Source organism: Peribacillus simplex (genome assembly GCF_001542915.1).
Classification (GTDB): Bacteria; Bacillota; Bacilli; order Bacillales; family DSM-1321; genus Peribacillus; species Peribacillus simplex_B.
Window position 1 is genome coordinate 70929 of record NZ_LNNH01000055.1, and the last position, 14470, is coordinate 85398.

General features: G+C 42.6%; 14 protein-coding genes and 1 riboswitch. Of the genes, 3 read left to right on the top strand and 11 right to left on the bottom strand.

Going from position 1 to position 14470, the window contains the following annotated elements:
* Positions 1-62: 62 nt before the first annotated feature.
* Together AS888_RS21995 and AS888_RS22000 are read right to left on the bottom strand one after the other, a co-directional pair.
* Positions 63-248, bottom strand: a complete 186-nt coding sequence (locus tag AS888_RS21995; RefSeq protein ID WP_061144222.1) for a zinc-finger domain-containing protein — start codon at positions 246-248, stop codon at positions 63-65.
* Positions 245-925 carry a ribonuclease H family protein gene (locus AS888_RS22000; protein WP_260320335.1) on the bottom strand — a complete coding sequence of 227 codons (681 nt, stop codon included), beginning with the start codon at positions 923-925 and terminating at the stop codon, positions 245-247. The genes AS888_RS21995 and AS888_RS22000 overlap by 4 nt, the downstream gene beginning before the upstream one ends.
* A 206-nt stretch (positions 926-1131) precedes the next feature.
* Between AS888_RS22000 and AS888_RS22005 the strand changes: the two genes are divergently transcribed.
* Positions 1132-1545, top strand: coding sequence for a reverse transcriptase-like protein (locus AS888_RS22005; protein WP_061144223.1), 414 nt, complete (start codon positions 1132-1134; stop codon positions 1543-1545).
* Positions 1529-2440 (top strand): DMT family transporter, encoded by a 912-nt coding sequence (locus tag AS888_RS22010; RefSeq protein ID WP_061144224.1) that lies wholly within the window; start codon positions 1529-1531, stop codon positions 2438-2440. The genes AS888_RS22005 and AS888_RS22010 overlap by 17 nt, the downstream gene beginning before the upstream one ends.
* 44 nt (positions 2441-2484) lie before the next feature.
* On the opposite strand, the gene AS888_RS22015 is transcribed toward AS888_RS22010, so the two are convergent.
* The 7 genes from AS888_RS22015 to AS888_RS22040 all read right to left on the bottom strand — a co-directional run bounded on the left by AS888_RS22015 (position 2485) and on the right by AS888_RS22040 (position 11258).
* Positions 2485-2778 carry a DUF6123 family protein gene (locus AS888_RS22015; RefSeq protein ID WP_061144225.1) on the bottom strand — a complete coding sequence of 98 codons (294 nt, stop codon included), beginning with the start codon at positions 2776-2778 and terminating at the stop codon, positions 2485-2487.
* Positions 2779-3324: 546 nt separating this feature from the next.
* A complete protein-coding gene (locus AS888_RS22020) occupies positions 3325-4200 on the bottom strand; it encodes a 5'-3' exonuclease (RefSeq protein WP_061144226.1) in 876 nt (291 codons plus the stop codon).
* Positions 4201-4285: 85 nt separating this feature from the next.
* Complete coding sequence (locus tag AS888_RS22025) at positions 4286-5113, bottom strand: sulfurtransferase (protein WP_061144227.1); 828 nt, start codon at positions 5111-5113, stop codon at positions 4286-4288.
* Between the two features lie 326 nt (positions 5114-5439).
* Positions 5440-9147 (bottom strand): dynamin family protein, encoded by a 3708-nt coding sequence (locus AS888_RS22030; protein ID WP_061144228.1) that lies wholly within the window; start codon positions 9145-9147, stop codon positions 5440-5442.
* A gap of 284 nt (positions 9148-9431) precedes the next feature.
* Complete coding sequence (locus AS888_RS26545) at positions 9432-9617, bottom strand: hypothetical protein (RefSeq protein WP_155645582.1); 186 nt, start codon at positions 9615-9617, stop codon at positions 9432-9434.
* A 25-nt stretch (positions 9618-9642) separates the two neighbouring features.
* On the bottom strand, positions 9643-10173 hold the full coding sequence (locus AS888_RS22035; RefSeq protein WP_061144229.1) for an isoprenylcysteine carboxyl methyltransferase family protein: 531 nt from the start codon (positions 10171-10173) through the stop codon (positions 9643-9645).
* On the bottom strand, positions 10173-11258 hold the full coding sequence (locus AS888_RS22040; RefSeq protein WP_061144230.1) for a type III polyketide synthase: 1086 nt from the start codon (positions 11256-11258) through the stop codon (positions 10173-10175). The genes AS888_RS22035 and AS888_RS22040 overlap by 1 nt, the downstream gene beginning before the upstream one ends.
* Before the next feature lie 192 nt (positions 11259-11450).
* On the opposite strand from AS888_RS22040, the gene AS888_RS22045 reads away from it, so the two are divergent.
* The gene (locus AS888_RS22045; protein ID WP_061144231.1) at positions 11451-11900 is read left to right on the top strand and encodes a chemotaxis protein CheX; all 450 of its coding nucleotides are present in this window, start codon (positions 11451-11453) and stop codon (positions 11898-11900) included.
* Between the two features lie 359 nt (positions 11901-12259).
* Here AS888_RS22045 and AS888_RS22050 read toward each other — a convergent pair whose 3' ends face one another.
* Positions 12260-13573 carry a nucleobase:cation symporter-2 family protein gene (locus AS888_RS22050; RefSeq protein WP_061144232.1) on the bottom strand — a complete coding sequence of 438 codons (1314 nt, stop codon included), beginning with the start codon at positions 13571-13573 and terminating at the stop codon, positions 12260-12262.
* Entirely contained in the window at positions 13566-14165 is a 600-nt protein-coding gene (locus AS888_RS22055; protein ID WP_061144233.1) for a xanthine phosphoribosyltransferase, read from the bottom strand. The genes AS888_RS22050 and AS888_RS22055 overlap by 8 nt, the downstream gene beginning before the upstream one ends.
* 165 nt (positions 14166-14330) lie before the next feature.
* A riboswitch (purine riboswitch) is annotated at positions 14331-14432 on the bottom strand.
* Positions 14433-14470 lie beyond the last annotated feature (38 nt).

Genomic DNA, 14470 nt, shown 5'->3' on the forward strand with positions numbered 1-14470 from the left:
TCTATTTTTTACCTATAATACCATATCCTTGGTGATCCTGCAGGATATTATGTGGCCTAATTTTACAAATGTCCTTTAAGTTCGTTGCCTAACTTCTTTAGCTTTTCTCCAACGGTACATTCGGTAATACAGAACTGGTGGGCGTAAGTACGCCCCTTTTCTTTTCGGAAATGTTTTCTCAAAAAGCAATCCTGGCAGAATGAAGTCAGAACATCTTCGACTTCTTCATAAATTTTTTTCCTATTCATTGTGGATATGGCTCCTTTGACCCTGCAATTTCGGATTTGCTGAAAATGGCTTTTCCCTCAAGAGCAAGGGTTGCCAGACGATCGGCTTCCTGATTGTCCTTCCGCGCAATTGGCCTATAAACCGGTATGATCTTTAGCTTATCAAGCTTCGCTTCAATGCGGTCCAGCCATTTATTCAGGCTTTCTTCCATACATGGCCATTCACCTGAAAGTTGCTTCAAGACAACAAGCGAATCCCCTTTGAAAACACAGCTCTGGTGATGGACCCCTAGTTCATCGAGTTGCCTGAGGGCTTCATGAAAAGCGGCATATTCCGCTTCATTATTGGATTCCAATTGCTCCAGTTTTAAATTGGCGCGTAATCGCCAGAACTTTTTGCCCTGGCGAAAGTAAATGGCCACACCGATTCCAGCGAGGCCTTCTTGCTTTTGATATCCTCCATCAAAAAAAACCGACACATCTTGTGGTTCTTCCTCCACTTCAGTCAAAAGTCTCTTTAACTCCTTCTTCGTCCATACTGTATCGAATTCATCCTTAAATTCGACTTCCTTCAGCCTTCCTGCTTTTTCAAGATCTTCCGTAATGACGAGCGCAGTACCGGCTTCAAGCCAATCCGATACGAAAGCGGCAGATGGCTTTTTGGAGGCTTGATAGGTCCATTGCATAATTACCTTCAAAGGTTTCCAGCTCCTTATCATTTCAATATTCATGCGGACGATCGTTCAATTTCCTACCTGTTTTTCGAATACCATTTATACTATAATGTAAGGGAGTTCATGCATCCTTACTATTATAGTCCCCATATTAGCCTGAAATTCTCTGTTTCAATCTTATTTTTCATTCACCAAATCATTGCTAGCTTATACAGAGGGAGGAGTACATCATGATTGAAGTATATATCGATGGTGCCAGCGCAGGTAATCCTGGGCCAAGCGGCGCTGGTGTCTTCATAAATAATAACGGTGTCATCGAGCGGCATTCCATTCCGCTCGGAGTAATGGAGAATCACGAAGCGGAATACCATGCACTAATTAAAGCATTGGAAATTTGTGTTGCCAATAAATATGATGTCGTTTCATTTCGAACGGATTCCCAAGCCATTAACCAGGCCATTGAAAAGGAATATGCAAAAAAAAAATATGCCATATTGCTTGAACGGGCGCTTAAGCTCTCGGCCAATCTTGAATTATTTTTCATGAAATGGATACCTAGTATCGAAAATAAATCCGCTGATGAATTGGCTAGACGGGCCATTCGCTTAAATCAGAATGAGGAAGTTCATGAACAAGACTGCTGATCTTTCATTATTATTCGTTGTATTCATCTGGGGAGTTACGTTTGTCATGGTCCAAAACGCTCTGTCGTTTCTTGAACCATTCACGTTTAATGCCGTCCGTTTTTTGATGGCCGTTGGTTTTTTGCTCATCCCTTATTTACTTACCATTCACAAAAGGCAAAAAACAGGCATTAAAGGTCTTTTATTAGCAGGAATTCACATTGGGGTTTGGCTTTTTCTAGGGTATGGGTTCCAAACGATAGGACTGAATTACACGACTCCTGCAAAGACAGGCTTCATAACGGGATTGAGTGTCGTCATGGTCCCCGTCTTTTCGCTTCTCCTTTTAAAGCATAAGCTTTCCCTTCGTACCCTTATAGGCGTCGGTGCCGCTACTGCCGGGCTTTACTTCATGACCTTGGCTGACCGATCGACCATGAATATCGGTGATTTACTGGTATTTTTATGCGCGATAAGTTTTGCGATGCAAATCATCACTACAGCCAGGTACGCCAAAAGCATGCCTGCGTTACCGTTGACGCTGATCCAGCTTTCAACAGTTTCATTATTATCCTTTGCGTCAGCCTTCATTTTCAACGAAGATCATTCCGTCATGTTCAGGCCATCTGTCATGCTGCAGAAAGACGTGTGGACTGCTTTAGTGGTGACGGCAGCACTTGCCACTGCATTCGCTTTTTTTGCCCAAACTTACTTCCAGGCTTATACCACACCGACCAGGGTTGCATTGATCTTTTCAATGGAACCGGTTTTTGCAGCGTTATCCTCTTACATTTTGATAGGGGAAAAATTGACTTCCGCTTCCCTCATCGGCTGTGCACTCATTTTCTTGGGAATGATACTTGCTGAATTGCCAACAAGGCGGAAAAAAACGAAGATCGCCCAGGAAATTTCCTGACGCTACATAAAATAAATCGGACTTCTACCTAAAGGGAGTCCGATTTATTTTAACAGCCCCTGTTCCATTGCGAACGATATCGCACCGTTACGGGTTTCAATGCCATTTTGTTTCAAGTTTTCCAAAAATGAGATATAAAAGCTGCCGTCAAAATTCTTCTGGACCTTTAAAGTCAGCTCTATTGCAGCATTGACTAAAATATCACTGGCGTCTGTATAGCGCTTGCCAAAATAAATAAAGCCAATGGCATCATTGCCAAAAGTGAATCCCTTTCCTTCCAAAAAACGAACGTACTCCTCAGTCGATTTCGCCACTTCTTCATCCACTCCAAAATTCATGCCTTATTTTCATCTTACCGTAAATAAAAGATTTTGACTATCCATTTTTCGACAAAAAATTCACGGTACAAAGTAAAAGAGCTTACTATTGGTTAGACCCTTTCCTATAAATAAAACCCATTAAAAACGAATGGATCTACAGAGTTCATGGATGTTTTTCCCGTTATCCTCGGTTCTGAAGGGTGTACTTCTCCGTTTCTTTCCACTACAGGCAATCGCTTCTACAGAGGCGGTTCGCCCGAGCCAACTTGGTGTCCCGTAGATGCGCTACCCCCGCAGGAGCCTCGAGAACCGGCTCAAACAACTTTGTTTTAACTCAAAGACAAAACCCTTTTCATGGTTTTACAAGGGAATAATAAAAACTTGAGGGGATGAGGATGCTCTCTAAACACGATACTATACAGCCAAATCAACCTGATATGATTACGTTAGATCAGCTGGTGCATCGAACCGTTTGGTTGGTCCCCTGACCTCTGAAATTCAGGGTAATAATCGAAGGGAATTTCAAAAAGGGAGCTCCGATTAGGAAGCTCCCTTTGTTTTGTGTTATATCATCCTTAGTAAAGCCCTGAATTCATGATCCCTGGCAAGGTTTTGCACTTTCTCACGGTCATAGCGGTACACGGCTTCATCCAAAGAACATGAAATCGGAACGTCACATTTTATTTCAGCAAGTTTTCTGGATAAATGGAGCATATCGACGGCAGACTCAATCTTAGCCCGCTGCCCTTTAGTCAAGGAAGCGACATTTTCAAGAATGCCTTCGATGCTTTGATACTGTATCAATAATTTTAACGCTGTTTTCTCGCCAATCCCTTTCACTCCGGGATAGTTATCAGCTGTATCACCCATTAAAGCTTTTAAATCAACCATTTGCCTTGGTGTGATCCCTTTCCACTCATAAAAGCTATCGGGATTATGAACCTCATAATTACCGTAGCCTTTCTTCAGCAATAGAACGGATATATTTTCTTCTATTAACTGGAGCATGTCCTGGTCGCCTGTCAATATACTTACTTGGCTATGCTGGGCAGATGCTTTTGCAATGGTCCCGATACAGTCATCCGCCTCATAACCAGAAAGTCCTATATTTGGAATATCAAAGGCTTCTACTGCCTTTTTAGCCAAGTCGAATTGCGGGATCATTTCGATGGGAGCTTCGGAACGGTTGGCCTTGTACCCATCAAATATTTCATTACGGAACGTCTTGCTTCCCATATCCCAGCATACTGCTACATGACTGGGTGAAAATTGATTCACGGCTGTCAGCATATGCTTCAAAAAGCCTTGAACGGCATTTGTAGGCATTCCTTTTGAATTGATCATGAACTGCCCCGTAACGGCAGTTGCATAAAAAGCCCTGAATAGGAGCGCCATTCCGTCAACAAGCATGAAGGAATGCTGCTGCTCATTTTCTTTCATTAACACATTATCACCTCTATCATGATGTACATATATTTTACCATACCTGTGCACTTTTTTAAGGAGCGTTTATTTGGAAAATTTATCACTCAATCGGATTATCATCATACGAAATCCAGTCACTAAAGCTGCCAATATAAAGCTTAACATGTTTGTAACCAGCTTCTTTCAATGCAACATAATTGGGAGCTGCCGTTACACCAGAACCACAGTACACGATGATTTCCTTATCTCTGCCAATGTCGCTGAAATTCGAATGAAGTGCTTCCTCCTTTTTGAAATGGCCATTATCGAGCACCTTCGTCCACAGCTTATTGACTGCGCCAGGAATATGTCCGGCTTTTTTATCGATCGGCTCCTCGATTCCTTGATACCGTTTGGCTTCCCTTGAATCCACCAAAACGATATCATCCGCGCTTCTCATTGTAAATTGCTTCACTTCTTGATAAGAGGCATGAACCGACTCATTTAATTCCATATGATATTCAGTTGATGGATAATACGAAAGAGCTGCATCTATTGGGTACCCTCCATTCTTCCAGGCAGCATATCCACCGTCAAGCACTTGGACATTCCGATGGCCAAGATAGCTCAGCAGCCAGACAAATCTGGACGCATAAGAACCCTCTCCGCCGTCATAAGCCACGAGTACCGTATCATTCGTTATTCCGTTTGCTTCCAATTTCCCTTTAAAAACGGTTAAGTCTGGAAGCGGATGCCTCCCGCCATGTTCCTGAACCTGACCTGATAAGTCTTTTTCAAGATCGAAATAAACGGCGCCGGGAATATGGTCTTCTTCAAATTCCCTTTGCCCTGCGTCAGGCGATCCTAGCCGAAAGCGACAGTCACAGATCCTTATATCATTGGTTGTCAGCAACGGCAACAATTCTTCTTTATCGATTATATAACTCATCTATATCTCCTCCTATTTAAAACGGTCCAGAATGGTTGGGACCATTCCCGTGCACTTCCATGCAGAAGGCTTCATTCTTTCATTCTTTATGTACGCTGATTTCCCCTCTATTAATGAGAAGATTTTTTTCGGCTTTTCAGTAAAATCGAACTGCCCATTCATTGTTTTCGGTTTCAAGCACTACTTCCCGGATTACTTATCATATATACTGATGAAAAGGAAGCTGGAAATCCTTCGATGAATGAAAAGAATGGCTGCCGGCAGCAGCCATTCTTTGGTTTTATGGTTTTTTTCTCAATCATATGATATCCAGGTTCTCACTACATTTATTTCGAATGCATTTTTGCCAATTGCGTTACGGCATTTTCATAATATGGTAAATCGACCTTTTCCTCCAAAGCTGCACGCAGCCCCGCAAAGATATCGGCTACCTCCTTCTTGAACTCGTTTTGAATGGCAAGCAATTCTTGATCAAGCACTTGATCATACATGGCAAAAATCCGCTCCCCCTGCTCTTTTACATACGTAAGGGCAGGTTCATCCAAACGCTTCTGAAGACCCTCGCTCATTTTCACTTTTTCATTTTTTTCAAAGAAAGACTTAGGGTTTTTAAATAAAGCCAATTCCTTCTTGAATTCCGCTGTATCCAATTGGACGAAAGCTCCCGTGAATTCTGGCGATTCCCGCTCATTAGGTTCATATGGCTGCACCGAGAGGGTTTTTCTTACTTTCTGCATTTGCTGCACCAAACCGTTTTGTTTTTCGTTCAACAATTTATTGACGAACATTTCCGATCTTAAAGCCGTTGCCCGCATTTCCTGGGCGAGGTCAAAGCCTAACGCATTCAGTAAATTACTTAGTGATTGCTTCAGGACCCTTTTCAAATCCCCGCCATCATCCTTCAGGACAGATGGGTTGAATGACTCCTTGAAGAAATCATTAAACCGGAAAAAGACCCGTTGTTTACTATAAAAAGTCAATTCGTCTATTTCTTTTTTCAACCGTTGCTTTTCTGCATCGCCTTTCATCACAGAGAGAATGTCAGAAATCGCGTGAGCCTCACTGGAAAGGGTTTCCAAAGCTTTTCTTTTCGTTTTTTCATCCTGCTTTGAAGCTGCAATCACATCACGAAGGAGCTCTTCCGTCCTTTTTACAGCTGCTTGTGCCGATTCAATGGCAAGTCCTGTTAGATCATTTTCGATAAAAGAATCGAATTGCTTTTGGAACTCGGAAATTCCGCTATTCGGCAGGAACGAGTGCTTAAATGAACCTGGCGTTTGCTTTTCCGATAATGCCCCTTTGCTCGTAAGTGGAAACAGCTTTGGAAAACGGATGCCGAATCCATTCAGTTGATTCTTGACATAATCCATCACTTCGTCCAATTCATCGGACGTTTGTGCAAGATCGACGGCATTGACGATAAAGAACATCTTATCCATGGCGAATGAATCTTTCACACGGCCAAGTTGAATCAGGAACTCCCTATCTGCCCGGGAAAATGGATGATTATAGTAGGTCACGAAAAGAATGGCGTCGGAATTCTTGATGTATTCGAAAGCAGCTCCTGTATGTCGGGCATTTATCGAATCCGCTCCAGGAGTGTCGACAAGCACCATCCCTTGCTTTGTCATTTCGCAGTCATACCTCAATTCGATCAAATCCACGAGACATGACTTGGACTCTTCGGCAGCAAACCGTTTGAACCCTTCCAAATCCACCGTAACCACATTGCCTAAATCATCTTTATGCTCGGGCATCCCTTGGTGAAAAGCGCGAAGGAATGATAAATGTGTTTTCCCTTTATCCACTTCGCCTGCATCGGCGATGATTTGCCCTGCCAGTTGAAGGGCTTCATCAAGTGTCTTTGCCGATTTATCAAAGGCAGCCAGAGCCAGGCTAACATCTTCCAACAGCATCGCTTCCGTTTTTAATTTGACCGTTGCTGTTCCATGAGGATGATCAGCGTCGGAAGCCATGATTTTGTTGATGGCAGCTGTCGTCGGGTTCGGAGAAACGGGTAGGACGCTTTCTCCCATTAACGCATTGGCAAAGGAAGATTTACCGGCACTGAAGGCCCCGAAAAGGGCAACGGTAAAGGTCTGCTTCTCCAAACGAACTGCCTTATCGGTCAATTCTTTATAGAGTGATTGGAAGCCTCTCAATGGTTGAATCAATTGAGCGGCCTGCTGTAGGCTTGTGGCCGTTTCCATTAACTTTTCTTTTCCCCTTAGATCCGTTGCCCCCTGAATGGGAACCGCAGTGGAAGGTTCGGCATCCTGCCCTGTTTGCTCTGCCACAGCTGGCACTTTGACATGCTCTGGTTGGTTTGCTTCAGCAGTTTTCATGATTTTGACGGTAATGTTTTTTTCCTCTTCATTCCACTGACTTAGAAGATTGTCGATATCGTGCTCCGTGGCCAAAGTGGCCGTTTGATTGGCAATTGCCTTCAAACTTTCCGATTGGGCAGCGATTTCGGCGTTGATAACCGCCGTCGCTTTTAAGGCTTCCGCGAATTCGGCAAAACCTTCGAGCGCCTTATCGATGGATTGCGACTGCTCTTCCACGATTCCTTCCATGACGGCAGCGATTTGGTTCAAAAATCTTTCCGATACATCACGGGCCTTCTTTTTGATGGCAGAGGCCAAGTCATTTGTATAATTTAAGACATATTCACCGGTTATATCGACTTGAGGTTTCAGGGAGCCTTTTATGTAAGCTTCCGTTACCTCGATTTGCAGTGTCTGGGCTTTGCTTTCAAGCGCTGAATCATGTACTTCGGCCTTCGTCAACGTTTTGACCGCCAACTCCTTAAGATGCCATTCAAGCTGGGTCTTCACTTTTTCTTGCAAGTCGGCCAAAAATGCCCGGATACGCTCCTCACGCTCCGCCTCCGTTTTTTTCTTGGCAAATAATAGACCCATTTTAAAATCAGGTTGTGCCGACTCCAAAAAGGATTTTCCAAGGTCACGTGTGGATGCGGGCATGATGTATGCGCTCTTCAGAATCGTTTCAAGGGCATCGGAATATTGGGCCTTGATAGCCTCTGTACGGCCATTCAATGTGTTTTTTTCCTTCATTAGGCTGTCCACTTGGTGTGCCAGGTGCTTTCGCTCTTCAAAAGGAAGTTCGGATAATACTTCAATTTGATTCGCGTGTTCTTCTTCATACTGTTCCTTCAGCCAGGCAAGATGCCTGTCGACTAATGCTTTAGCCGATTGCATGATGGCATCCTTTCCATCATTTTGGCCCCTATCTGCCATTTCATATATAAACTTGCGAACCTCTTCGATTTCATTATCTTTATTGTTCAGTTCTCTAACGGATGTATAAAATATCCCATCAGGGTATACATTCCAATTTGCAAATGCTTCCGAAACGGAAAGCTTGAAGTCTTGAAAGCCAAGCTCACGCTCATCATGCTTATCGATCATATTGATAATCAAATAGGTCGGTTTTTCAGCCTCCAGCAATTCTTTGGTGAAAAGGAAATTCACTTCTGATTGAACGTGATTATAGTCCATGACATAGAAAACGACATCAGCAAGATGCAGCGCTGATTCCGTAGAAACCCTATGGGCATCATCAGTCGAATCGATTCCTGGCGTATCCATGATGGCACATGAATCCGGAAGGGAAAAATGCTTGGAACTTATGGTTATAGCCGATACAGAATCTCCATCTTTCGCAAATTTCTTAACTTCTTTAAAGTCATATGGTGCTGGAAATAAAACGGGCGGCTGGTTATGATAAAAGACTTTGGCATAGTCTTCTCCTTTTTGGACTTTAACCGTATTGGCACTCGTTGGAATCGGTGAAGAGGGCAATACTTGATCATCCAGCAGGAAATTGATCATACTTGATTTACCGGCTGAAAAATGACCGCAAAAAGCGATGATGAATTCCTCATTATTCACTTTCATGATTAACTGCTTCAGCTTATCCGCGTTGCCTGTATCACCTGCCGACTGAAATTTCTCATACATGGCAGTCAAAATTCCCAATTTCGACTGTTGTTTAACTGTTTCTTGAATCATGAATCCATACCCCTTAATCTATCGTCATTTTAATACTCTTATTGTAAACGATTTCGATTGTTATTCATACCGTCAGCTTTTAGTTTTACTATATGATGCATTACATGGCATGTTAAAAAAAACCACCGATTGGTGGATAGGCGCAGTTTGATTGATCGGAACCCTTTTTTGAAACAAAAAAAAACCAGGCTATTTACCTGGTTGTAGGAGTGGGGTTGAATGATGCCCGGTTTTCCTTTGTTGACTCATCATAAGGTCTATTCGCCTTTGCCGGTTTTTGAATATTACTCAGTACATATTTCATCACAAAACCATATGTAGCGATTGTCAATAAAATGAATACCCAGACCATTACATACACCATCCTCTTTTATATTGAACTGCTTTTTATTTTTTAAAGAATTCATTTGGTTATTTGATTGAGAATAATTTTCATCTTCAATTAAGATATTATCACGAACGATAATCATTTTCAATAAGAAAATGAAATGTTTTTTATTTTCCTTTGAAAACCGCCGAGTATTCCGTATTTTCCCTTAATGCTTTCTCTTCAAGAGGAATTCTAACCGCCATCATCCAGATGTTCAAAACCGTAAAGATGATCGCTGTATAATATGCATTGAATAACAAGGAAATAACGATAATCTCCGTAGCCACGATAATGTAGTTTGGATGTTTGAAAAATTTATAAGGTCCTTTAATGACTACTTCGGCATTGGGAACGACGATGATTTTTGTATTCCAATGCTTCCCTAATGAGCTGATCACCCAAATCCTTCCTGACTGAGCAACCAGGAAAAGAGTCAGCCATATAGGCCATAGGGCAGAGACATCCCTTCCAAACACGATTACTTCAAAAATGAGGACGATAAAAAAGCTTACGTGCATCAGGACCATCCATCTGTAATGGGACTCACCGTATTCGACCGCTCCAGCCCCTTTCAGCTGCTTTTCATTCTGTTTGGCAATATATAATTCCGCGAGGCGCTGAGTCGCAATCAAGACAATGAAAATGGCAAAAATCATCATGTCCACCTCATTAATAACAGTTCGGATGAAAATCCCGGCCCCAATGCAGCGGCCAAGCCTAAGTCTTCTTTATTTCCGCCGCGCTGCATGAATCTCTCCAAAACATACAAAATGGTGGCTGATGACATATTGCCAAACTCCCTCAATACATTCATTGACACTTTGGTCATGCTATCATCGAATCCCAAGGCTTCGTGATAGGCATCAATGACCTTTTTCCCGCCTGGATGAGCAATGAAATCCGTAATATCGTCGAGCTTCAGTTCATTTTCCACTAAGAAGGCTTGTACATTCGGTTTTAGCCAATCCTTGATGATGGTGGGAATATCCTTGGAGAAAACGACATATAGTCCCTGATCCTTAACATCCCACCCCATTACATCCAAGGAATCCGGCATGAGAGTGGATTGGGAATCCAGGAAGGACAAATGACGTTCTTTTCTTGATAGTTCAGGAGATACTTCATCGCCGCACACCAATACACAGCTTACTCCATCAGAAAATAAGGAGGTTCCAATGAGATTGCTTTTTGAAATATCGTTTCTTTGGAATGTTAAACTGCATAATTCCACGCTTAAGACAATGACCTTCGCCTTCGGGTAAGCCTTGCAATATTCGAAAGCCCGTGATAGGCCGCTCGCCCCCCCAGCACAGCCTAGCCCCCAAATCGGAATCCTTTTCGCATGCGGATTAAATGGAAGTTCATTCATGATCCGGGCATCGATCGTCGGAGTAGCCATCCCCGTGCTCGAAATATAAAAGAAAGCATCCAGTTCGTTTGCCGGAAGCTCCTCTTTTAAGAATTCCGTGTTGGCCAAGCATTTTTGAATCGCCTCCACACCGAACTCAATGGCCTGCTTGATATATAAATCATTCCGTTCTGCAAAAGTATGCTCTTCCTTAAACCAATCAAGATCATTGGAAAAATACCGATTCTCTACTTGTCCATTCTTAAAGGCTTTTAGTAACCGTTCAATATTTTTAAAGGAAGGTCCGAAGATCTCCCGTGAAAATTCCATTATTTTATCCTGTGAAAGTAAATATGGCAGCTTTATATGTGAAGCAGAAAGTAAATACGGCATGAGCCCACCCCTTATTATTCTTGATATGGGTAATATACCCACCAGTACAATTTTTATGCTTTCTAACTAAATGACTACAGCTTTTGTTGATCTCTTGTATTTTTTTCTTAATTTATTAAAATAAATAGGTAAAAAAACCTATTTATTTGGTAAGATAGAGAATAAACCCATACTATCGGAGGATTTAATTATATGGAAAGCAACGCTGTTATCACAAAAGTACTGAATGGAACCATTCTCGCTGTCAAATCGGTCCTTCCTTTCTCGTTGGATATTCAAAAGCCCTCTCTCTTTAGGCAGCCTTTCGAGCAGGAATCCATCAGCGTCCTCATCGGCATGACAGGCGATATTCGCGGAAGACTGATCATTGAAGGCACAAACGAATGCATGAGTAAAATAGGTGAAAGCATGTTTGGCATGCCATTGGAAGGGGAAATGCTTGAATCTTTCGCAGCCGAGCTTGGCAATATGCTCGCAGGAAATATGGCAACCTCCTTGGCAGCCGATACAACGATGGATATAACACCTCCCACCGTCATAGTCGGCAAGACGAAATTATATGGCTTTAATGAAGCCATTAATCTCCCCATCTCATTGGATGGTGCAGGGACGATTAATTTCATCCTCATAATCGAAAAATAGCCATACCCAATAAAGCCCCCTTACTCATGAAGTAAGGGGGGGCTTTCAATCTTCCTCTTTTACGGAAGATTGATTTTGTACCTGGATAATTATGCTTTGAAACTCCTCTTTGCCACAAACACTGCACCTGAACTCCTGGCTTAAAATGGTCCGACAATGAATGCAATATTTTTTCTCCATCTCTATCACTACTTTCCTGAACATATACTATCAATATATTCAATAACGGAAGATAGTTTCCTTTTATCTGATAAAACCATCATGCATCTTTAATGGTGCTGCATTTTTCAGACAAAAAAATTGCCCCGAATTCTCGGATTTGAGAATTCGGGACAAGAAACGGCTGAATCTACTAAAACTTAGGCTGCCTTCTGGCCTTGCAGACCCGCTTGCTTTACTTTTCCCTTCGTCGGAATGATGTTGAAGATGATATTCAAGAAAATCGCTGTCAAACTACCGGCAACAATACCGTTTTCCGTCAAGATTTGAAAACTTTGCGGGATTTGGGCAAATAGCTCAGGAACGACCGTCACCCCAAGGCCCATGCCGACTGAACAAGCAATGATCAATAAATTTTCTTGGGAGGCAAAGTCCACTTTGCTTAACATCTTGATCCCGGCAGCTACCACCATACCGAACATCGCCACCATCGCGCCGCCAAGTACGGATGAGGGGATAATGGTCGTGAATGCACCAATTTTCGGAACAAAACCTATGAAAATAAGAATACCTGCCGTTGTATAAATGACATTCCTTGTTTTGATGCCTGACAGTTGAATCAATCCGACATTTTGTGAAAAAGCGGTATATGGAAAGGCATTGAACAAACCGCCAATCATGATGGCTAGCCCCTCGGCACGGTATCCACGAGCTAGATCGTCTTCTGAAATCTCTTTTTCCGTAATTTCACCAAGTGCATAATATACGCCAGTCGACTCCACCAAGCTGACGATCGCCACCAAAGTCATGGTAATGATCGGTGTGATGTTAAATGTCGGAAGGCCGAAGTAGAAGAAATGTGGCATATGCAGCCAAGTGGCATTGACCACTGAGCTAAAATCCACTTTTCCAAGGAAAAATGCAACCAAGGTTCCCACCAACAGCCCTAATAAAATGGAAATGGAGCGTACGAATCCCGTTGAGAATTTATACATGAATATGATGAATAATAAAGTGCCAAATCCAAGGGCCACATTCGTCAAGTCACCGAAATCTTCAGCCCCCTGACCTCCGCCGAGATTGTTGATCGCGACAGGAATGAGCGTAATGCCAATGATCAAAACGACCGATCCAGTGACAATGGGCGGGAAGAACCTTGCCAACTTCCCGAAGAATTTACTGATTAACACGACAATCAATCCCGATACCAAAATGGAGCCGTAAATGGAGTTGATTCCATATTGCGTACCAATTGCTATCATCGGGCTAACTGCTGTGAACGTGCAACCTAGTACCACAGGAAGCCCAATTCCAAAGAATTTATTTTTCCATACTTGCAATAAGGTTGCTATTCCACACATTAAAATATCAATCGATACTAAATAGGTTAACTGCGCTGCGGTCAATCCCAGCGCCCCACCGACAATCAATGGGATGACGATCGCACCTGCATACATGGCAAGAACATGCTGTAATCCTAAGGAAGCAACTTTTAATGGTGATTGATTAGACATGGATCGGAGCCCCTTCCTTTTCTTCAACGAACGTTATCTCACCGAGTTTCAATTCCGCGATTTCTGCAAGTGACTCCACCTGAAAGCCTTGTTCCCTAAGGTCCTTCCCGCCGCTTTGGAAAGCTTTTTCGATAACGATGCCGATTCCTGCCACTTCTGCACCAACCTGATGGCAAATATCCACCAAGCCTCTAGCTGCTTGACCGACCGCAAGGAAGTCATCGATGATCAATACCTTATCGCCCGCTTCAATATATTTATTGGAAACCGTGATTGTATTGGTTTCTTGCTTTGTGAAGGAATGGACGGAAGCAGTCACTAAATCCTTTGTCAACGTAAGCGATTTACGTTTGCGTGCAAAGATTAGCGGGACTTCCAATTCCAAGGCTGCCATCAATCCAGGTCCAATGCCTGAAGATTCGATGGTCAGCACTTTCGTTATTTCCTTTTGTTCAAAACGCTTGGCGAATTCTTTACCGATTTCTTTCATCAGCAAAGGATCCATTTGATGATTTAAGAATGAATCCACTTTTAATATGTCTTCAGATAAAGCTTGACCCTCGGACAAGATTTTTTCCTTTAAAAGTTGCATGAAGGTTCCTCCCAGTCTTGGATGTTTTTTGACCCATAAACCGTGCCTTGTTTCCGGACAAAATGAAAAAGCCCAGGAAACATTGCGGCACTTTGTTGGAGTGAAGCAATATTCCTGGGCATTTATGTATAATGAATCGGCAAAAGCCTCCCATTATGTATGCGACAGAACCTATTACTCACCCATAGTCGAATTATTTACGGCAATTCGGTAGAAACTTGCAGGCCATATCCCTGCGATTATACGAGTGAAACTTTATAATTTTATTAATATATGAATTATAACAACGCTTCTTTAATTTGAAA